This is a genomic window from Saccharothrix sp. S26, from assembly GCF_021390395.1.
Lineage (GTDB): Bacteria > Actinomycetota > Actinomycetes > Mycobacteriales > Pseudonocardiaceae > Actinosynnema.
In genome coordinates this window covers 316,546-335,190 of the sequence record NZ_JAJUWT010000004.1, presented here as the reverse complement: position 1 = coordinate 335,190, position 18,645 = coordinate 316,546, and the positions used below count along the sequence as shown (strand labels likewise).

Below are 18,645 nucleotides of genomic sequence, written 5' to 3'. Positions count from 1 at the left end.
GCCTCCGGCCGAACGGGTCGTTCCACCACACCGTTATCGGGTGGGAACCATGCACCGGACGGATGCCCCTCATCCACCACTCGGCGTCACGGGGTGTCCGACCAGGGGCCCACCCCGCCTTATGCACGAAATGCATGGACTCCTGATCACATGTCTATACACTCGTGAGCACGCTCAGTGACGGGAGCGAGCCATGGAACGGAAAGCTCGAAGAGCACCCAGTACCAGGCGCGCATGCCCGGCGTGCGGGGCGTTGATCGCCGCCGACAACACCGACCGGCTCTGCCAGCGTTGTCGCCGCAACGCGCGGACCGAGCTCTACGGACCACCCGAGGTCCCGGGGGATTTCTGGGACCACGAGACGATGGCTGCCGCGTTCACCGACCGGAACATGGGCGCCCTCCTCGCCGCCTACCGGCACCACCCCCAGCACGTCAGCCGCGTCACGCAGGACCGCATGGCGTCCTGGCTGGGCGTTTCCCAGGCCCAGCTGTCGCGGTACGAGACCGGTGAGAACCCGATCGACCGGATCGACCGCCTGCGGCACTTCGCGCGGGTGCTCGGCGTCCCGGCCGACCGGCTGTGGTTCGACCGCGTCGGAATCCCAAGCCAGGCGGACGCCGATCGCGGCGCCCCGCCCGATGTGCTCGCCGCGGCGTGGGACGCGTCGAGCATTGCCAGATCGGTCGAGGAGACGGCGAGGAACGACTTGGCGATCAGCAGACGAGCGGCGCTCACGGGAGCCGCCGCGGTGGCGATGGGTCCCGCACTGGTCGAACCGTTGCAGCGATGGCTGCACCCCTTGCAGCCCCTGTCGAAGTGGTCGTCCAGCGCGGCCATCAGCGAAGAGGAGCTGGCGGCGTTGCAGCGCGTCGCCGACGGGCTGCGCGGGTGGGGCGGACGAGGCGGGTACGGGCTGGCGCGCAAGGCGGTGCTCGGGCAGTTGGAGGAACTGGCCGAGCGGTTGTCGCGCGCACCGGCGGGCCCGACCACGGAACGGGCCTTCTTCATCGGGGCCGAACTGTCCAAGGTCGCGGCCAGCATGTCGTGGGACGCGGGCATGCACGACGCCGCGCAGCGCTACTACGTGCTCGGCGTGCGGATGGCGAAGGCCGGGCGCAACGACCCGTTCGCCGCCCTGTGCCTGGCGGCGATGGCCCGGCAGATGTTCGACCTGGGCCGGCCCGAGGACGGTTTAGAACTGGTCCAGCTCGGCCAGTACGGCACGAGGCGCAACGCCACCCCGACGTTGCAGGCGCTCCTGCTGACCCGTGAGGCCTGGGCCTACGCCCAGATGGGTCGGGTGCGGGAGTTCCACCGGGCGGTCGGGCAGGCGCAGGACAGCTTCGCGCAGCGGCGGCCGGGCTCGGACCCGTGGTGGCTGGACTCGTTCGACGAGGCGGAGTTGGAGGGGGTCATCGGGGCCCGGATGCGCGACTTGGCCGGGCACGACCCGAAGCAGGCGCCGATGGCCGAGCAGCACATCCGGCGGGCGCTGGACCTGCGCGACCCGGCCAGGGTGCGCAACCGGGCGTTCGACGTGATCGGGCTGGCCCGCACGAAGATGGTGGCGGGCGAGCCCGAGGAGGCGTGCGGGCTGATCCAGCAGGTGCTGCCGACGGCGGCGGGCCTGGCGTCCGGGCGGGTGGTGCGCAAGCTGCAGGACTTCGCCAAGGAGGCCGAGCGGCACCGCGACCTGGCCGTCGTGCGCGACACCCGTGACGCGATCCGCGGGGTGCGGACGGCCTAGCGATGCGGGTGGGTATCACCGGGCACAGCAAGCTGGCGCCCGACTGCGTCGACGCCGTGCGGGCGGGGATCCGCACGGCGTTGGAGGCCGAGGCGGCGGGCGGGTCATCCCTGGTCGGGGTGACCTGCCTGGCGCCGGGCGCGGACCAGCTGTTCGCGCGGGTCGTGCTGGAGCTGGGCGGGCGGGTCGAGGTCGTGCTGCCCGCGATGGACTACCGGGACCGGCTGAAACCGGAGAAGCGGGCCGACTACGACGAGCTGCTGGCGCGGGCGCACGTGGTCAGCGTGCTGCCCAACGAGCTGTCCGGGCGGCACGCGTACGTGATGGCGAACGAGCGGATGCTCGCGTCGGTGGAGCTGCTGATCGCCGTGTGGGACGGGCAGCCTCCCGACGGGCGTGGCGGCACGGCGGACGTGGTCGAGACGGCGCGCGCGTCCGGTGTGCCGGTGGTGGTCGTGTGGCCGGACGGCGCACGACGCGGCTGAACGAGGACGGAAGTCGTCCGCGATGGCCGGCAGACTGCGGCTCATGCTGGAAACCTCGGCCCGTCTGCTCAAGCTGCTGTCGTTGTTGCAGGTGCGCCGCGACTGGACCGGCGCGGACCTCGCGCGTCGGCTCGACGTGGACGTGCGGACCGTGCGGCGTGACGTGGACAAGCTGCGCAGCCTCGGCTACCCGGTCAACGCCGCGCCGGGCGTGTCGGGCGGCTACCAGCTCGGCGCGGGGGCCGAGCTGCCGCCGTTGTTGCTGGACGACGACGAGGCCGTGGCGGTCGCCGTCGGGCTGCGCACGGCGGCGGGCGGTGGCGTGGCGGGCATCGAGGAGACGTCCGTGCGGGCCCTGGCCAAGCTGGAACAGGTGCTGCCGTCGCGGCTGCGGCGGCGGGTGAACGCGTTGCAGGCGCACACCGTGGCGCTGCCGACGCGCGGCACGCAGGTGGACGCGGGCACGTTGACCGCGATCGCCATCGCGTGCCGCGACCACCAGCGGCTGCGGTTCCCCTACGCCGGGCGCGACGGCGGCACCCGCCGCCACGTGGAGCCGCTGGGCCTGGCCCACACCGGGCGGCGGTGGTACCTGGTGGCGTGGGACGTGGACAAGGCGGACTGGCGCACGTTCCGGGTGGACCGGATCGAGGAGGAGCCGACCGCGGGCGCCCGGTTCACGCCGCGCGAGCCGCCGGCGGACGACCTGGCGTCGTACGTGTCGCGGCAGTTGTCCGTGGCGCCGTACCAGCACCAGGCCCGGCTGATCATGCACGCGCCGTACGACGTGGTCGCGGCCCGCACGTCTTCCACGTCGGTGCACCTGGAGCGGATCGACGACGAGCGGACTCGGCTCACGGTCGGCACGCCGTCGTTGGAGGAAGTCGGGTCGTGGATCTCGATGATCGGCGTCGACTTCGAGGTGGAGGGCCCGGAGGAGCTCAAGCGGCACCTCCGGGCCACCGCGGAACGCCTGCTGCGCGCCGCCGGGTCCTGATCAGCCCCGCGTGCGGGCCAGCCGGTAGGCGGCGGCGCCGATCAGCTCCAGCGAGATCTGCAGCCGGTCGGGGCTCACGTTCTGCGCGATCGTGTCCTCGGGCGTGTGGTAGAGCGGTTCCAGCTCGTGCGGGCCGCCCTCGCCGCGCCAGCTGAAGTTCGCCGCGGCGATCTTGCGCTCGTGGAACGGCACGTGGTCGCTGCTGCCGCGCGGCACCGGGCCGTGCACCTGCGCGCCGTAACCCAGGCGGGCGGCCGCGGCGGCGACCTCGGCGGTCGTGGCGTTGTTCCCGCCGTCCACCGACAGCAGCCAGTACGCGGTCGCGGGGCCGTGGCTGGTGGCCACCATGTCGTTCTGGAACACGCCCGCGATGCGGGCCGCCTCGGCGTCGGTCAACTGGTTCACGTAGTGCCGGGAGCCGAGCAGGCCCTGCTCCTCCGAGCCCCACAGCGCGAACCGCAGCGCCTTGTGCGTCGGCAGGTGGCGCAGCACGCGGGCCAGTTCGAGGGTCAGGACCGTGCCGCTGCCGTCGTCGTTCGCGCCGGGCGAGCCGGGCACGCTGTCGTAGTGCGCGGTCACCATGACCACGCCGTCGTCACGGCCGGGGAACGTCGCGGGGCGTTCGGCGAGGACGTTGTACGAGGTCAGGCCCGCCAGGTGGGTGGTGGACACGGTGACCGTGACGGGGCCCGCGGCCCGCAGCCGCTCCACGTGCACCTGGGCGATGCCCAGCACCGGCACGGCGACGTTCGCGGTCAGCGTCGGCGAGAACGCGCCGGTCTTGCCCGCGGGCGGCGTCGACACCCGGCCGACGAGCACCGCCACCGCGCCCAGCCGTGCCGCGTCCAGCACCGCCGTGGAGCCGGAGGGCACGTTCACCAGCAGCGCGACCTTGCCGGTCAGGTCGGCGGGCAGGGACGCGCCGGTGTCCAGGTCCACGACGGGGCCGGTGGCCGTGACGCCGAGGGCGCCGAAGCGGGAGGCGCCCGCGTTCCAGGTGTCCGGGCCGACGGTGAGCGTCGACAGGTACTTGTCCGGCACGGTGAACGGCTGCAACGTCACCTGGTAGCGCAGGTCGCGCAGCACGGAGGCGAGGTAGTCGCGCGCCCGGTGCTCGGACTCCGTGCCGCCGATGCGCTGGCCGATCCGCTCGCTGAGCACCCGCAGGTGCTCCATCGCCTTGCGCGCCCGCACCCGGCCCACCACCGGGTAGTCGCCGAGGGCCAGGTCGGGCAGGTCGGACGCGCCGGGGCGCTGTGCCCGTGCCACCGGGTTCAAGCCGAGCGCCACCGCACCCGCCACGGCCGCGGCACCGGTCAGGAGTGAACGTCTGCGCATGTGCGGACCCCCAAGGCTCGTCGATCACCCGAACCTAGGCAGGGGTCCGACCCCCTACAAGAGTGCCGTTGGAGGACACATCTCCCCCAACGGCACCACGACGATCAGCGCTTACGCGAACGACGAAGTCATGCGTCGCGAATGTAGGACTCACGCGTTCTGGACGTAGGACACGCGCGTTCTGGAGGTAGGACACGCGGTCAGGTGGTGGCGGAGCGGTGCAGGTCGCGCAGGGCGCGGACGGCGGCCACGGCGTGGTCGCGGTCCACCGCCTGCACGGCCATGATCGACACGTACTCGTCGTCCGGCAGCTCCAACCGGGCCCACGACGCGCCGTCGGGGAACGACACGTGCAGCACCTGCTGCCACGTGAAGCGGTGCGCGGTGACCACGTTGCGCACCTCCACGCCCTCGGCGTCGGCCCGCACGCGCGGCCTGGTCAGCAGCAACATGCCGCACGCCAGCAACACGCCCAGGCACACCATCGCCACCTGGTCGGACACCCGGAAGATCACACCGGTCGGCGTGTCGCCCAGCAGCAACCCGACCACGGTGAACACCGCGACCAGGAACACCGCGCTGGCCCAGGCCACCACGCGGATCCGCTTGGGCCGGAACTCGATCACGTCGGCAGCCACGGCGGTCCTCACGAGCCCGCCCGCAGCCCGCGCAGCACGAGCGCGGTGTCCAACGCCGCCACGCACGCCTCGAAGCCCTTGTCCTCCACCGAGTCCGGGAACCCGGCGCGCGCCAGCGCCTGGTCCTCGTCGTTGGTGGTCAGCACGCCGTTGCCGACCGGCGTCGAGGAGTCGAGCGCGACCCGCGTCAACCCCGCCGTCACCGCGTCGCACACGTACTCGAAGTGCGGCGTGCCGCCCCGGATCACCACGCCCAGCGCCACCACGGCGTCGTGCGTGCGGGCCAGCTCCTGGGCCACCACCGGCAGCTCCACCGCGCCGGCCACCCGCACCACCGTGGGTGACGCGACACCGGCCTTCGCCGCGGCGGCCAACGCCCGCTCGACCAGGTTGTCGGTGATCTTGGTGTGCCAACGCGTGGCCACGACGCCCAGCGTCAGGCCCGCCGCGTCGGGGACGACGTCCTCCGGTCGCCCTTCGCCGCTCATTCCGCTCCCTCCGTGGTGGACACCACCGCGCCGCCCTGCGACAGCGCCTCGTACTGCTCGAGCTGGTGCAGCTCGTGGCCCATCCGGTCGCGCTTGGTGCGCAGGTACCGCAGGTTCTCCGGGTTGGGCGAGATCGGCAACGGCACCCGGTCCAGCACGGTCAGCCCGTAGCCCTCCAGGCCCACCCGCTTGGCCGGGTTGTTGGTCAGCAGCCGCATCGACTTGATGCCCAGCGAGCTCAGGATCTGCGCACCGGTGCCGTAGTCGCGCGCGTCGGCGGGCAGCCCCAGCCCCAGGTTCGCGTCCACCGTGTCCGCGCCGCTGTCCTGCAACTGGTAGGCCTGCAACTTGTGCATGAGGCCGATGCCGCGGCCCTCGTGCCCGCGCATGTAGAGCACGACCCCGCGCCCCTGCGCGGCCACCGCCTCCAGCGCCGCGTCCAGCTGCGGGCCGCAGTCGCAGCGCAGCGAGCCGAACACGTCGCCGGTCAGGCACTCCGAGTGCACCCGCACCAGCACGTCCTCGCCGTCGCCCAGGTCGCCGTAGACCATCGCGATGTGCTCGATGCCGTCGAGCTTGCTGTCGTAGCCGACCGCGGTGAACGTGCCGTGCGCGGTGGGGATGCGCGCCTCGGCGACCCGCACCACCTGCGTCTCCACCCGCCGCCGGTAGGCGATCAGGTCGGCGATCGTGATCAGCGCCAGGTCGTGGTCGGAGGCGAAGACCTCCAGTTCGTCGCGGCGGGCCATGTCGCCCTCGTCCTTCTGCGACACGATCTCGCAGAGCACGCCCGCGGGCGCCAGCCCGGCCAGCCGGGCCAGGTCGACGGCGGCCTCGGTGTGCCCGGGGCGGCGCAGCACGCCACCGTCGCGGGCGCGCAGCGGCACCACGTGACCGGGCCGGTTGAAGTCCTTCGGACCCGCTTCCGGGTCGGCCAGCAGCCGGATCGTCCGCGCCCGGTCCGCCGCCGAGATGCCCGTGGAGACGCCCTCGCGGGCGTCCACGGTCACGGTGTACGCGGTGCCGCGCTGGTCCTGGTTCGTGTGGTACATCGGGGGCAGGTCGAGCCGGTCGCAGTCGCTCTCGGTCAACGACACGCACACGTACCCGGACGTGTAGCGGACCATGAACGCCAGCAGCTCCGGCGTGGCCTTCTCCGCCGCGAAGATGAGGTCGCCCTCGTTCTCGCGGTCCTCGTCGTCCACGACGACGACGGGTCTGCCCGCGGCGATGTCCGCGATGGCCCGCTCGATGTCGGCGAAGTCGTTCACCGGGCCTCCTCGGCGCGCAGGTGGGGCAGCGCGAGCCGCTCGACGTACTTCGCGAGCACGTCCACCTCCAGGTTGACGTGGTCGCCCGGCGCGCGCCGGCCGAGGGTGGTCAGTTCCAACGTGGTCGGGATGAGGCTCACGGTGAACTCGGCCTCCGACACCGACACGACGGTCAGCGACACGCCGTCCACGGTGATCGAGCCCTTCTCCACCACGTACCGGGCCAGCCCCGGCGGCAGTCCGATGTGGACGACCTCCCAGTGCTCGGCCTTCTCCCGCGCCAGCACCACGCCGGTGCCGTCCACGTGGCCCTGCACGATGTGGCCGCCCAGGCGCTGGCCGAGCGCGGCGGCGCGCTCCAGGTTGACCGGGTCGCCCTGCGCCACCTTGGCCAGGCTGCTGCGCGTCAGCGTCTCGCGCATCACGTCCGCGGTGAACGCGCCGCCGGCGACGTCCACCACCGTGAGGCACACGCCGTTGACCGCGATCGAATCGCCGTGCTTGGCGTCGCTGGTCACCAACGGCCCCGCGATGGTGACGCGGGCCGCGTCCGGCAGGTCCGCGACGGCGACGACCTCACCCAACTCCTCGACGATCCCGGTGAACACCGTTCCTCCTCAACGCGCGGGGACTGCGGAGACCCGCACGTCCGGCCCGCACATACTGACCTGCTCCACGACCAATCCCACAGCGTCGGTGACGGTCGACACCCCCGCGTCCCGCAGGGCCTGCGGACCGTCACCCAGGAACTTCGGGGCGAGGTAGGCGAGCACGCGGTCCACGCGGCCGGCCGCGGTGAACGCGCCCGCCAGGGTGGGCCCGCCCTCCAGCAGCACGTCGACCACGCCCCGCGCGGCCAGCGCGCCGAGCACCACGTCCGGGTCGTGCGTCCGCAGGTGCATCGTCTCCGCCTCGTCGTCCAGCACACGGGCACCCGGCGGCAGGTCGCTCTTCCCGACCACGACCCGCAACGGCTGCCTGACCCCATCCTGCCCCGGACGCGCCGCCCGCGCGGTCAATCGGGGATCATCGGTGCGAACCGTTCCCGTGCCGACCACGATCGCGTCCACCCTGGCCCGGAACTCGTGCACCTCCGCCCGCGACTGCGGCGAGCTGATCCACCGGCTCGTGCCGTCGCCCGCCGCCACCCGCCCGTCGAGGCTGGCGGCGTACTTCCAGGTCACGTGGGGTCGCCCGGTCCGCGCGAAGTGCAACCACGCCCGCAACGGCCCCCGCCGCACCTCCTCGCCCGACAAACCGCCCTCGACCCGCACCCCGGCCGCCCTGAGCACCTCGGCCCCACCGGCCGCCTTGGGGTTCGGGTCCGCCACCGCGTACACCACCCGCGCCACGCCCGCGTCGAGCAACGCCCCGGTGCACGGCGGCGTCCGCCCGTGGTGGGCGCAGGGCTCCAACGTCACCACGGCCGTCCCGCCGCGAGCCCGCTCCCCCGCCCGCCCCAACGCCACGACCTCGGCGTGCGCCCCACCGGGCGGCCGGGTGGCACCCTCACCGACCAGCTCACCGCCCGCGTCCAGGATCACGCACCCGACCGGCGGGTTCGGGCTGGTCGTGCCGCGCACCCGCTCACTCGCCGCGACGGCCAGCGCCATCGCCTCGTCGACGTTCACCGGGCCCGCGCCGCCTGCTCGCGCAACCGCTCCAGCGCGGCACCGGGATCGGCCGCGTCGTACACGGCGGACCCGGCCACGAAGCAGTCGACCCCCGCCCGCGCCGCCTGCTCGATCGTGTCCTCGTTGATGCCACCGTCGATCTCGACCACCAACCGCAGGTGCCCGGTGTCGACCAACCGCCGCGCCGCACGCACCTTGTCCAGCACCTCGGCCATGAACGACTGCCCTCCGAACCCCGGCTCCACCGACATGACCAGCAACGTGTCGTAGTGCTTCAGCACGTCCACGTAGGGCTCCAGCGGCGTGCCCGGCTTCAACGACAACCCCGCCTTCGCCCCCGCCGCGCGCAGGTCCTTCGCCAACGCCACCGGATCCCGCGCCGCCTCCACGTGCACCGTGACGTTGTACGCGCCGGCCTCCGCGTACCCGATGGCCCAGCGGTCGGGGTCGTCGATCATCAGGTGGCAGTCCAGCGGCAGGTCGGTCGCCTTGCGCAGTGACTTCACCACCGGCAAGCCGATGGTCAGGTTGGGCACGAAGTGCGCGTCCATGACGTCCACGTGCAGCCAGTCGGCCGACGCCACGGCGGCGGCCTCGTCGGCGAGTCGGGCGAAATCGGCGGACAGGATGCTCGGGGCGATCATCGGCTGGTGGACCACGGGTGCCGAGTCTAGGCTTCGGCGATTGCCCGGACCTGCCCGGGCGGCCCATTTCGCCCCCTGCTTTTCCGACTACTCACGCGGGTAGTTCCCTAGCCGTGTGCCGGCCATTACGTTCACACCGGGGGAGCAGCAACTGGGGAGCACTGGGGATGAATGCCGAATTCCGTCACAAGATCGCACTGATCACCGGGGCGTGCTCACCGCTCGGGGCCGAGGTGGTCGAGTCGCTGGCCGGGCAGGGGGCGCTGGTCGTGGCCGTCGACAGCGACGGCGCGAGACTCGCCGACCTGGTCGAACGCCTCCACGCCCGAGGACTGCGGATCGCGGGCAGGCAGATCGACGTCACGTCCAGCGCCGCCGTGGACGCCCTCGTGGACCAGGTGGAACGCGAGTTCGGCCCGATCGACGCCCTGGTCGCCACCGCGAGCGCCCTGCGCCCGGGCCCGGTCCTGTCGATCACCGACGCCGACTGGACGCACAGCTTCGCCGTCAACGTCAACGGCGTGTTCAACATCTCCCGAGCCGTCGCCACCAGGATGGTCGACCGGTCCCGGGGCACGATCATCATGGTCCCGGCCCACGCGGTCGCCGTCCCGAGATCGGGAATGGCCGCCTACGCAGCGTCACGAGCCGCCGCCATCACCTACACCGAGTGCCTGGCCGTCGAAGTCTCCCCCCACGGCGTCCACTGCGCCGTCGTCGCCCCCACCGACCCCCACCGCGTCACCGACGAGGTCAAGTTCCTCCTCACCGACCCCACACCCCACCCCAACGCCGTCAGCGCTTGACCACAGCCACCCACCACCCACAACGGACCGGGAACCAGCCCACCGAGCCGGACTCTCCCCCGGACCTACACCCCCCGGACCCGCACCCACCGCACCTGAGCGTTCAACTCGGGGGTCCCGAACGTAGGACTCTCGCGTTCTGAACGTAGGACTCTCGCGTTCTGGAGGTAGGACACGCGCGGGAGGTGGGGGTCAGGTGGGGGACACGCCGGCGCCTTCCTGCGCCCCCTCCTGCTCGTGCGTCCCCTCTTGCTCGTGCGCCACCCGCGCCAGCTCCACCCGCGAGCTGATCCCGAGCTTCCGGAAGATCCCGCGCAGGTGGTAGTTCACCGTGTGCGGCGACAGGAACAACTGCTTCGCCACCTGCCGGTTCGTCAACCCCGCCCCCACCAACCGGGCGATGTCCCGCTCCGCCCGCGACAACACCCGCCACCCCTCAACCCCCGCCTCACCCCCACCGTCCCCGCCATCACCCCCCTGTAACCGCGCCAGCTCCCCCTCCGCCCCCATCCGCTCGAAGATCCGCGACGCCACCGCCGTGTGCGCCGAAGCCCGCTCCACGTGACCGGCCTCGGCCAGCACCGCGGCGAGGTCCTCGTTCGCGTTCGCCTGCGCCCACGGGTGCCGGTGCCGCCGCGCCACCTCCAGCAACCGCTGCGCGTCCCGGTCCAGCAACGCCCGCGCGTGCCCGGCCGCCACCGACACCACCTCGAACCCGGGGTTCTCCGCGGCCAACCGCTCCGCCGCGCCGACCGCGTCCCGCGCCAGCCCGCCGTCCCCCGCCGCCAACGCCTGCCGCACCAGCCACGCCGCCGCGCCCGGCTCCTCGATCAGGATCCGCAGCACCGCGCCCGCGTCGCCCACCCGGTCCCGTGCCAGCTCCACCGCCCGCTCCGCCCCACCCCGGGCGTGCGCGAGCAGCAGCTCCACCCAGTCGTACTGCCCGGAGTGCAGCACCGCCTCGCCCGCCGCCAGGTCGGCCCGGTACCGCCGCACGTGCTCGGCCGCCGCCGCGACCTCGCCGCGGTGCAACGCCACCGTCGCCACCACGGTCGACGCGAGCGGCACCAGGATCCGCAGCCCCCGGTCCCGCGCGGTCGACAGCCCGCGCCGCGCGGCCGCCAGCGCCTGCGCCAACTTCCCGGCCTGCACCAGCACCCTGGCCCGGGCGATCGTGCGCGCCGTCGGCGCACCGGCCCGCACGGCCTCGTCGTCGCACTCCACGCCGTCGCGCACGCACCGCTCGGCCGCCTCGAACTCGCCCAGCGCCGCGAGCTTCAACGCGTACGACACCGCCGACTGCGACTGCCACCACGCCGTCGGCCGGTCCAGCTCCCAGCGGGTCGACTGACGGCCCCAGTACATGCCCTCGGCGATCCGTCCCGCGCTCCATTCCAGGCAGGAATGGACGGTCGCCGCCATCACCACGTCCGCGTCCGCGGGCTCGCGGTCCCGGGTCGTCAGGACCGACAACGCGTGCGCGCCCGCCCGGCTGCCGGTGGCGAAGTACAGCGACAGCAGCCGCCCCGCCCCGGCCAGCCGGCGCAGCGGCCCGGGCACGCCCGGCGAGGTCAGCACGTGGTCCAGCTCGGACGCCGCGTCGGCGGGCCGACCGTCCGCCAGCAGGATCCCGGCCAGCACCACGTGCAGCTCCGCGGCCGCGCCGGCGGGCACGCCGACCGCCAGGCTCTGCCGGGCCGACGCGATGGCGGAACCGAGCTTCCCGTTCGCCGCCAACGCCCGCACCCGACCGACCGCTACCGCGCCCTGCTCCTGCGCGCCGACCGCGACCGCGCCCTGCTCCTGCCCGTCGACCGCGACCGCACCCCGCGCCTGCCCGCCGACCGCACCCGGCTCCTGCCCGCTCTCCTCCACCCGCTCCACCGACCTCGCCGGCGCTCCACGCACCTCGGCGGACCTCGCCCGCAGCACGTCGGCGTCGTGCCGCAGGGCGTGCCGCACCGAACCGGGCATCGAGTCCACCACCGCCCGCCACACGAGGTCCGACCCGAACTCCAGCCGCTCGCCGCCGCACCCCACCAGCCCGGAGGCCAGCACCTCGTCCACGGCGAGCAGCAACGCGCCGGTGGTCTCGTTCATCATCGCGGCCACGTCCCGCAGCAGGAACGACCGGCCGATCACCGCCGCGACCCGCAGCACCTGCGTCGCCTTGGCCGACATCGCCTCGACCTGACCGCGCACCACGACCCCGACGCGGCGCGGCAGCCACCCGCCACGCGGCCGGGCCACGCCGTCGACGACGTCGAGCCGTCCTTCTTCGCGCAACCCGGCGACGAGTTCCACGACCAGCCGGGGGTTGCCGCCCGCGCCCGCCGTGAACGCCAGCAGGTCCGGGTGCGGTGTCGCGTCCACCAGGTCGGTGACCATCCGCGCGACCGCGTCGTCGTCGAGGGGGCCGAGCGCGAGCACCTCACCTCGCGCCAACGCCTGCCGCGCCTCGGCGCCGGCGAGGTCGCCGCACAACGCCACCACGACCGAGACGAGCGGATCACCCGTCGCCTCCGCCCACCGCAGCAGCTCCACCAGCGCCGCCGGGTCCTGGTGCGCCTGGTCGACGGCGACGAGCCGCGGCACCCGATCGCCCTCCACCCGATCGAGTGCCTGCGCCACCGCGGGCGAGGCGGCCAGCTCCCCACCGGGCACGACCAGGACGGCATGGCCGCGGTCGCGGGCGGCGACGACCGCCTCGCGCAGCAGGGAGGTCTTTCCGGAGCACGGCGGGCCGTCGATGGCCAGCAGGCCACCGGGCGTGGACAGGAAGCGGAGAACCGAAGCCCATTCACGATCCCGGCCGTACAATTTCGACACAATCAAGACTGCTACGCGTCTCGACTGGCTGTCAATTCAGCCGGTTGCGCCGTTACCGCGATTTTCACCTAATGCGACGAGTGGTGCCACCCGATCCAGTTCACGCATCACCGACTCGTGATCGGCCGCGAGCACCACTCCGGCGGAACGCAACACCGCCAAGTGGCCGTCGAACGCGGGGTGCGCCGCCTGGTCGGCGGACAGCTGCGGCACCACCACCATCGGCGTGCGGCGGCCCAACGCCTCGCACAACACGGTGAGCGCCTGGTTGTCGGCCATCCCCAGCGCGAGCTTGGCCAGCGAGTTCGCCGTGGCCGGCGCGAACACGAACGCGTCCGGCACGGGATGGGGCTTGGGCTCGGTCGGCAGCCGGGACGTCCACCGCACCGGCAGGTCCGTCAGGGCCGCCAGGGCGGGCACCTGCGGTTCCAACCACCGGGCCGCCGAGGGGGTGAACGTGATCGCCAACCGCCACCCCCGCTCGGCCAGGGGTCGGGCGAGCCCGTCCACGAACCACCGCTCGACCCCGCCGGCGGCAGCCGCGACGACACCCAGCACCCGCGCGCCGCCCTCGACCGCACCGCTCACGCGGGCCGCCGCAGCACCGCGCAGAACATCGCGTCCGTCCCGTGCTTGTGCGGCCACAACTGCACCTGCGGACCGTCGCCCAGGTCGGGCACGCCGGGGAAGAACTCGCGCGCGTCCACCCACTCGGCCCCGGTCCGCCGCGCCACGTCCGCCACCACGCCCACGGTCTCCGACAGGTGCGGCGAGCACACCACGTACGCCACCACGCCACCGGGCCGGACCAGCGTCAACGCCGCCGTCAGCAGCTCGCGCTGCAACCGCGCCAGCGGGGCCACGTCCGACGGCTGCCGCCGCCACCGCGCCTCCGGCCGCCGCCGCAACGCGCCCAGCCCGGTGCACGGCGCGTCGACCAGCACCCGGTCGAACCCGCCTTCCTCCAGCCCGGACTCGCGCCCGTCGGCCACGTGCACGGTGATCGGCAGGTCACCGGCGGCCTTGCGGATCAGGTCGGCGCGGTGCGGCGCCTTCTCGACCGCGTCCATCGACGCGCCGGACAGCCGGGCCAGCGACCCCAGCAGCACGGCCTTGCCACCGGGCCCCGCGCACAGGTCCAGCCACCGCTCGTCCCGGCCCTCGACCGGCACCCGCGTCAACGCCACCGCGCACAACTGGCTGCCCTCGTCCTGCACCGCCGCCAGCCGCTCGCGCACCGCGTCGAGGTCGCCCGGGTCGCCCGCGCCGGCGTCCAGGTGCACCCCGTACGGCGAGTACGGGGCCACTTCGCCGCCGGTCATCGCGGCCAGCTCGTCGGCGCTGCACTCGCCGGGCCGGGCCGCCAGGTGCACGGCCGGCCGCGTGTCGTCGGCCGCCAGCGCGTCCCGCAACGGCTCGCCCCGGCTGCCCAGCGCCTCCGCGAACGCCTGCGCGATCCACCGCGGGTGCGCGTTGGCCATGGCCACGTACCCGATCGGGTCGGTGTCCTCGTCCGGCGCGACCTCCTCGACCCAGGCGGCCTCGTCCTGGCCCGTGACGCGGCGCAGCACCGCGTTGGCGAAGCCCGCCGCGCCCGACCCGCGGTCGGCGCGCACCAGGTCCACCGTCGAGGCGACCGCCGCGTGCGCCGGGATGCGCGTGCGCAGCAGCTGGTAGGCGCCCAGCCGCAGCGCGTCGAGCACCGCGCCGTCCACTTCGGACAACGGCCGGTCGGTGCACGCGGCCAGCACCGCGTCCAGCAGTCCCTGCGCCCGCAGCGACCCGTAGGTCAGCTCGGTCGCCAGCGCCGCGTCACGTCCGGTGATCCGACGTTCGCGCAGGATCCCCGGCAGCACCAGGTTGGCGTAGGCGTCGCGCTGCCGCACGGCGCGCAGGGTGTCCAACGCGGCCTGCCGCGCCGGGTCCTCCACCGGCGGCCGGGCCGGGCCGGTGCGCCCGCGCGGCGGGTGCGCGCGCTGCGGGCGGGATGGACGCGAAGACCTCTGGGTCATGAAATCCGTTCCCCCGCCTCGATCCGGGCGCCGCGCGCCCAGTCGGTCGCCGCCATCCGCTTCTTGCCCTGTGCCTGCACGTCGCCCAGCGCCACCGGGTCGGTGGCCGTGCCGACGAGCACGCGCTTGCGCTCCACCCGGATCTCGCCGGGCGCGAGCGGCTCCTGCGCCTCGACCGGCGTCACCGGGCCGAGCTTGAGCCGTTCGCCGCGGAACTCCGCCCACGCGCCGGGCTCCGGCGTCACCGCGCGGGCCACCCGGTCGATCGCGACGGCGGGCGTGCCGAAGTCCAGCCGGGCGTCGTCCACGGTCACCTTCGGCGCGTAGCTCACGCCCTCCTCGGGCTGCTCCACGGCCCGCAGCGAGCCGTCCGCGATGCCGTCCACAGTGGACAACAGCAGCCGCGCGCCGGACTCGGCGAGCCTGCCGAGCAGCTCACCGGCCGTGTCCCGCTCACGCACCCGTTCGGTCACCACGCCGTACACCGGTCCGGCGTCCAGCTCCTTGACGATGCGGAACGTGGTCGCGCCGGTGATGTCGTCGCCGTGCCGCACCGACGCCTGCACCGGTGCCGCGCCGCGCCACGCCGGCAGCACCGAGAAGTGCAGGTTCACCCAGCCGTGGCGCGGGATCGCCAGCGCGGACTCGGGCAGCAGCGCGCCGTAGGCCACCACCGGGCACAGGTCGGGCTCCAGCTCCTTGAGCCGCGCCTGGAACACCGGGTCGGACGCCTTGGCGGGCGTCAGCACCTCGATGCCGCGCTCGTCGGCCAGCGCCGCGACCGGTGAGCGCTCCACCCGGCGGCCACGCCCGGCCGGCGCGTCGGGCCGGGTCACCACGGCCACGACCTCGTGCCGGTCGGACTCCACCAACGCCCGCAACGACGGCAGCGCGACCTCGGGCGTGCCCGCGAAGACCAGCCGCATGTCAGATCCCCCCGCAACGCACGTCGGGACTCCACCGGGACGGCCTGGTTTCCTGGACGAACACGCACTCTCCTCGCATCTGCCGCGCGACCGCAGGGCGCAAGTCTAGAAGAGCGCCTTCACCCCAGCTCGCGGGCGACCTCACCGCCGCCCGCGTGGCGGCGGCGATCAGACACCGAACAGGGGGTGCGGTGACTGCTTGATCGTCGGCACGCCGCCGTCGAACCACGACTGCTGCCGGATCGCCCGCATGGCCTCCTTGCGGGTCCGCTCGTCCAGCCGGTCGAGGAACAGCACGCCGTCGAGGTGGTCGGTCTCGTGCTGGATGCAGCGCGCCAGCAGGTCCGTGCCCTCGACCTCGATCGGCTCGCCGTGCATGTTCCAGCCCCTGGCCACCACGTGCCGGTGCCGGCGGCAGTCCCACGACAGGCCCGGGATGGACAGGCAGCCCTCCGGGCCGTCCTGCTCCTCCTCCCCGACCACGTCGAACGTCGGGTTGACCAGGTGACCGGCGAAGCCGTCGCAGTGGTAGGTGAACACCCGCAGACCGACGCCCAGCTGCGGCGCGGCCAAGCCGGCGCCGCCCGCGTCGCTCATGGTGTCCCACAGGTCCTTGACCAGCTTGCGCAGCTCCGCGTCGAAGTCGGTGACCTCGACGGCGGGCGTCCGCAGCACCGGGTCGCCGAACAGCCGGATCGGTTGGACGGTCACGCGCACTCCTCGAAGCCTGGGGAGGTTCCAGTCTACGAAAGAGCGGTCAGTGCTCCAGGTCACGGCCGAGGAAGGTGACGCCGACCAGCGCGGCCAGGAAGTGCCCCAGGAAGCGGGCCGCCGTCAGCACGGGGACCGCCGCGCCGGCCACCGGCCTGGTGACCGCGCCGGTCGTGGCTGTCATGGTGATCGTGGTCATGTCCGCTCCTCAGCTCGTCGCGTGCCTCCAGCGTGCGCCGGGAGGACGTCGGCGGGCGTCCGCTCGTGGTAGCGGACCGGTCTCATCCCGCGGGATGAGGTCGACTGCAACGCGGGGGCAGCCGCGGCTACCTACTGGCATGACTGCTGCGACATCGGGTCGGCAGGGGGCGGCACAGGTGCGGGGCACCGACGCGGAGCTGTGGGCGCGCGGCGACAAGCAGGCGTTCGCCGCGCTGTTCGACCGGCACGCCGAGGCGGTGTGGAACCACGCCTACCGGCTGACGGCGTCGTGGTCGCTCGCCGAGGACCTCACCTCCGCCACGTTCCTCGCCGCGTGGCGACGCCGGTCCGACATCACCCTGGTGCGCGACAGCGCCCTGCCGTGGCTCTACACCGTGGCGGGCAACCTCGCGCGCACCGAGTTCCGCCGGCTCGGCCGGTTCCGGCGGGCGCTGCGCCGGGTGCCCGACGACGACGTGGTACCCGACCACGCCGAGAGCGTCATCGCCTCGGTGGACGACGACCGCGCGTTGCGCCGGGTCCTGAAGGTGGTGGCGTCGTTGCCGAGGGCCGAGCGGGAGGCCGTGGAACTGGTGCTGCTGGGTGAGCTGTCCACCGCCGAGGCGGCCGAGGTGCTCGGTGTCGCCGAGGTGAGCGTGCGCTCGCGGATCTCGCGGGCCCGCGCCCGACTGCGTGCCGCGGAGGAGCGATGAACCAGCCGGAGATGATCACGCCGGGCCTGCCGCCTCGGCGACCGATGCCGCCTGACGTGCGGGAACGGTTGCGCCGCCGGGTGCTGGGCGGTGAGGCGGCGCGCGTGCCGCTGGCCGCCGCCGCGGCCGTCGCCCTGCTCGTCGCCGGAGGGGCGGTCGTCGTGCAGTCGACCGGGGGCGGCAGGGACGCCGTCGCGCCCCCCGCGTCGACCACGACCCGGCCGAACGCCGACGGCTCGCCGGTGACCGCCGTCTCGCCCGGCGCGACCCCGGACGACGCGGCGCGGTGCGGGTTCGGCGCGGCGGACGTGCGGTTCACGCTCGGCCTGGCCGGCCGCCGGGTGCTCGTGGCCACCGACGACCGGTTCTGCGAGCTCACCCACACGACCGTCTCCCGGAACAACCCCGAGGTGGGCCCGGTCGGGTTCGCGGGCGGCGCGGCGTCGGTGCTGTGGCGTTCCGGCAGCGGTGTGCTCATCGGCCGGGTGCCGGCCGGGACCCGCCAGGTGCGGTCGACCTCCGGCGAGCGGACCGGCCGGGAGCCCATGCCGGTCTCGCTGGTCGGCGACCTGTTCGTGACGCCGTACACCGACCCGGGGATGTCGGTGGTGTTCGCCACGCCGGCCGGACCGGTCACGGCGGGGCTGGAGCCGGACGGGCTGCCCGGCCCGGAGTGGTCGACGTCGTGGGAGGAGCTGCCCCCGGGCGACCCGGACGTGGCCCGGTGCCTGGACCGGGTCCTGCGCGACGGCGCGACGTGGGTGGGTGACCCGCTGAGGTGGCGCCCCGGCGCGTTCTCGGGGCCCGCGGCCGACGCCTTGCTGGCGATCCACGACCAGGCCGGGACGACGGCGTACTGCCAGTTCCGCGACGGCTTGGCGTTCCGGGCCTACGAGCGGGACGCGTCGCCGCGGCGCGGCTCGTCGTTCGAGGTCCACCTCGTGACCGGCAGCGAGGCGGAACCGGACGGCGCCCACGTGCTGCTGGCCGGCACGGTCGACGCGGCGCGGGTGGGCGGCGTCGAGGTCACCGACCCGCAGGGCCGGACGGTCCCGGCCGCCGTGCGCGACGGCACGTTCGCCGTCCGCCTGGACCACCAGCCCCCGCTGCGCTCGAACCCCCTCGACCAGGGCTTCCAGCTGAGCGCGTTCGACCGCGAGGGCCGGCTGGTCGAGACCGTGGCGCTGGGCTGAGGACCGGTG

19 protein-coding genes are annotated in these 18,645 nt (G+C 74.0%); 6 read left to right on the top strand and 13 right to left on the bottom strand.

Annotated elements, in window-relative coordinates:
- Positions 1-364: 364 nt before the first annotated feature.
- From LZG04_RS08730 to LZG04_RS08720, 3 genes are read left to right on the top strand one after another with little or no spacing between them, the layout of a single operon-like run.
- Entirely contained in the window at positions 365-1,750 is a 1,386-nt protein-coding gene (locus LZG04_RS08730; protein ID WP_233815040.1) for a helix-turn-helix domain-containing protein, read from the top strand.
- 2 nt (positions 1,751-1,752) lie between these two features.
- Positions 1,753-2,235, top strand: a complete 483-nt coding sequence (locus tag LZG04_RS08725; RefSeq protein ID WP_233815038.1) for a hypothetical protein — start codon at positions 1,753-1,755, stop codon at positions 2,233-2,235.
- A gap of 43 nt (positions 2,236-2,278) precedes the next feature.
- A complete protein-coding gene (locus LZG04_RS08720; RefSeq protein ID WP_233815188.1) occupies positions 2,279-3,232 on the top strand; it encodes a YafY family protein in 954 nt (317 codons plus the stop codon).
- Here the strand turns inward: LZG04_RS08720 and LZG04_RS08715 are convergent, their stop codons facing one another.
- The 7 genes from LZG04_RS08715 to rpe all read right to left on the bottom strand — a co-directional run bounded on the left by LZG04_RS08715 (position 3,233) and on the right by rpe (position 9,245).
- The gene (locus LZG04_RS08715) at positions 3,233-4,570 is read right to left on the bottom strand and encodes a M28 family peptidase (protein WP_233815036.1); all 1,338 of its coding nucleotides are present in this window, start codon (positions 4,568-4,570) and stop codon (positions 3,233-3,235) included. It lies immediately after the preceding gene.
- 200 nt (positions 4,571-4,770) lie between these two features.
- On the bottom strand, positions 4,771-5,208 hold the full coding sequence (locus LZG04_RS08710) for a PH domain-containing protein (protein ID WP_233815033.1): 438 nt from the start codon (positions 5,206-5,208) through the stop codon (positions 4,771-4,773).
- Positions 5,209-5,216: 8 nt separating this feature from the next.
- Positions 5,217-5,696 carry a 6,7-dimethyl-8-ribityllumazine synthase gene (gene ribH / locus LZG04_RS08705; RefSeq protein ID WP_233815031.1) on the bottom strand — a complete coding sequence of 160 codons (480 nt, stop codon included), beginning with the start codon at positions 5,694-5,696 and terminating at the stop codon, positions 5,217-5,219.
- On the bottom strand, positions 5,693-6,967 hold the full coding sequence (locus tag LZG04_RS08700) for a bifunctional 3,4-dihydroxy-2-butanone-4-phosphate synthase/GTP cyclohydrolase II (RefSeq protein ID WP_233815028.1): 1,275 nt from the start codon (positions 6,965-6,967) through the stop codon (positions 5,693-5,695). Before LZG04_RS08700 ends, ribH begins: the two co-directional genes overlap by 4 nt.
- Positions 6,964-7,575 (bottom strand): riboflavin synthase, encoded by a 612-nt coding sequence (locus LZG04_RS08695; RefSeq protein ID WP_233815026.1) that lies wholly within the window; start codon positions 7,573-7,575, stop codon positions 6,964-6,966. The genes LZG04_RS08700 and LZG04_RS08695 overlap by 4 nt, the downstream gene beginning before the upstream one ends.
- Before the next feature lie 9 nt (positions 7,576-7,584).
- The gene (ribD, locus tag LZG04_RS08690) at positions 7,585-8,580 is read right to left on the bottom strand and encodes a bifunctional diaminohydroxyphosphoribosylaminopyrimidine deaminase/5-amino-6-(5-phosphoribosylamino)uracil reductase RibD (protein ID WP_233815186.1); all 996 of its coding nucleotides are present in this window, start codon (positions 8,578-8,580) and stop codon (positions 7,585-7,587) included.
- Between the two features lie 14 nt (positions 8,581-8,594).
- Positions 8,595-9,245 (bottom strand): ribulose-phosphate 3-epimerase, encoded by a 651-nt coding sequence (rpe, locus tag LZG04_RS08685; protein WP_233815184.1) that lies wholly within the window; start codon positions 9,243-9,245, stop codon positions 8,595-8,597.
- A gap of 167 nt (positions 9,246-9,412) precedes the next feature.
- Here rpe and LZG04_RS08680 point away from each other — a divergent pair, with 167 nt between their 5' ends.
- A complete protein-coding gene (locus LZG04_RS08680; protein WP_233815024.1) occupies positions 9,413-10,051 on the top strand; it encodes an SDR family NAD(P)-dependent oxidoreductase in 639 nt (212 codons plus the stop codon).
- 192 nt (positions 10,052-10,243) lie between these two features.
- Here LZG04_RS08680 and LZG04_RS41555 read toward each other — a convergent pair whose 3' ends face one another.
- From LZG04_RS41555 to LZG04_RS08650, 6 genes are all read right to left on the bottom strand, one after another.
- Positions 10,244-12,880, bottom strand: a complete 2,637-nt coding sequence (locus tag LZG04_RS41555) for a LuxR C-terminal-related transcriptional regulator (RefSeq protein ID WP_308199009.1) — start codon at positions 12,878-12,880, stop codon at positions 10,244-10,246.
- Positions 12,881-12,916: 36 nt separating this feature from the next.
- Complete coding sequence (locus LZG04_RS08670) at positions 12,917-13,468, bottom strand: flavoprotein (protein WP_233815022.1); 552 nt, start codon at positions 13,466-13,468, stop codon at positions 12,917-12,919.
- Entirely contained in the window at positions 13,465-14,892 is a 1,428-nt protein-coding gene (locus tag LZG04_RS08665; RefSeq protein WP_233815020.1) for an RsmB/NOP family class I SAM-dependent RNA methyltransferase, read from the bottom strand. Before LZG04_RS08665 ends, LZG04_RS08670 begins: the two co-directional genes overlap by 4 nt.
- Positions 14,889-15,818 carry a methionyl-tRNA formyltransferase gene (gene fmt / locus LZG04_RS08660; RefSeq protein WP_233815018.1) on the bottom strand — a complete coding sequence of 310 codons (930 nt, stop codon included), beginning with the start codon at positions 15,816-15,818 and terminating at the stop codon, positions 14,889-14,891. Before fmt ends, LZG04_RS08665 begins: the two co-directional genes overlap by 4 nt.
- A 168-nt stretch (positions 15,819-15,986) precedes the next feature.
- Complete coding sequence (gene def / locus LZG04_RS08655; protein ID WP_233815016.1) at positions 15,987-16,529, bottom strand: peptide deformylase; 543 nt, start codon at positions 16,527-16,529, stop codon at positions 15,987-15,989.
- A 46-nt stretch (positions 16,530-16,575) separates the two neighbouring features.
- Positions 16,576-16,728 (bottom strand): hypothetical protein, encoded by a 153-nt coding sequence (locus LZG04_RS08650; RefSeq protein ID WP_233815014.1) that lies wholly within the window; start codon positions 16,726-16,728, stop codon positions 16,576-16,578.
- 139 nt (positions 16,729-16,867) lie between these two features.
- Here LZG04_RS08650 and LZG04_RS08645 point away from each other — a divergent pair, with 139 nt between their 5' ends.
- Both LZG04_RS08645 and LZG04_RS08640 read left to right on the top strand, forming a co-directional pair.
- On the top strand, positions 16,868-17,443 hold the full coding sequence (locus LZG04_RS08645; protein ID WP_233815012.1) for an RNA polymerase sigma factor: 576 nt from the start codon (positions 16,868-16,870) through the stop codon (positions 17,441-17,443).
- Positions 17,440-18,636 carry a hypothetical protein gene (locus LZG04_RS08640; protein ID WP_233815010.1) on the top strand — a complete coding sequence of 399 codons (1,197 nt, stop codon included), beginning with the start codon at positions 17,440-17,442 and terminating at the stop codon, positions 18,634-18,636. The genes LZG04_RS08645 and LZG04_RS08640 overlap by 4 nt, the downstream gene beginning before the upstream one ends.
- Positions 18,637-18,645: the final 9 nt, after the last annotated feature.

What these genes read in the sequence shown, in the direction of transcription:
- LZG04_RS08730 (WP_233815040.1), top strand. Translation starts at nt 365, where the DNA reads ATGGCTGCCGCGTTCACCGACCGGAACATGGGCGCCCTCCTCGCCGCC.
- LZG04_RS08725 (WP_233815038.1), top strand. Translation starts at nt 1,753, where the DNA reads ATGCGGGTGGGTATCACCGGGCACAGCAAGCTGGCGCCCGACTGCGTC.
- LZG04_RS08720 (WP_233815188.1), top strand. Translation starts at nt 2,279, where the DNA reads ATGCTGGAAACCTCGGCCCGTCTGCTCAAGCTGCTGTCGTTGTTGCAG.
- LZG04_RS08715 (WP_233815036.1), bottom strand. Translation starts at nt 4,570, where the DNA reads ATGCGCAGACGTTCACTCCTGACCGGTGCCGCGGCCGTGGCGGGTGCG.
- ribH (WP_233815031.1), bottom strand. Translation starts at nt 5,696, where the DNA reads ATGAGCGGCGAAGGGCGACCGGAGGACGTCGTCCCCGACGCGGCGGGC.
- ribD (WP_233815186.1), bottom strand. Translation starts at nt 8,580, where the DNA reads ATGGCGCTGGCCGTCGCGGCGAGTGAGCGGGTGCGCGGCACGACCAGC.
- rpe (WP_233815184.1), bottom strand. Translation starts at nt 9,245, where the DNA reads ATGATCGCCCCGAGCATCCTGTCCGCCGATTTCGCCCGACTCGCCGAC.
- LZG04_RS08680 (WP_233815024.1), top strand. Translation starts at nt 9,413, where the DNA reads ATGAATGCCGAATTCCGTCACAAGATCGCACTGATCACCGGGGCGTGC.
- LZG04_RS08665 (WP_233815020.1), bottom strand. Translation starts at nt 14,892, where the DNA reads ATGACCCAGAGGTCTTCGCGTCCATCCCGCCCGCAGCGCGCGCACCCG.
- fmt (WP_233815018.1), bottom strand. Translation starts at nt 15,818, where the DNA reads ATGCGGCTGGTCTTCGCGGGCACGCCCGAGGTCGCGCTGCCGTCGTTG.
- LZG04_RS08650 (WP_233815014.1), bottom strand. Translation starts at nt 16,728, where the DNA reads ATGACCACGATCACCATGACAGCCACGACCGGCGCGGTCACCAGGCCG.
- LZG04_RS08645 (WP_233815012.1), top strand. Translation starts at nt 16,868, where the DNA reads ATGACTGCTGCGACATCGGGTCGGCAGGGGGCGGCACAGGTGCGGGGC.
- LZG04_RS08640 (WP_233815010.1), top strand. Translation starts at nt 17,440, where the DNA reads ATGAACCAGCCGGAGATGATCACGCCGGGCCTGCCGCCTCGGCGACCG.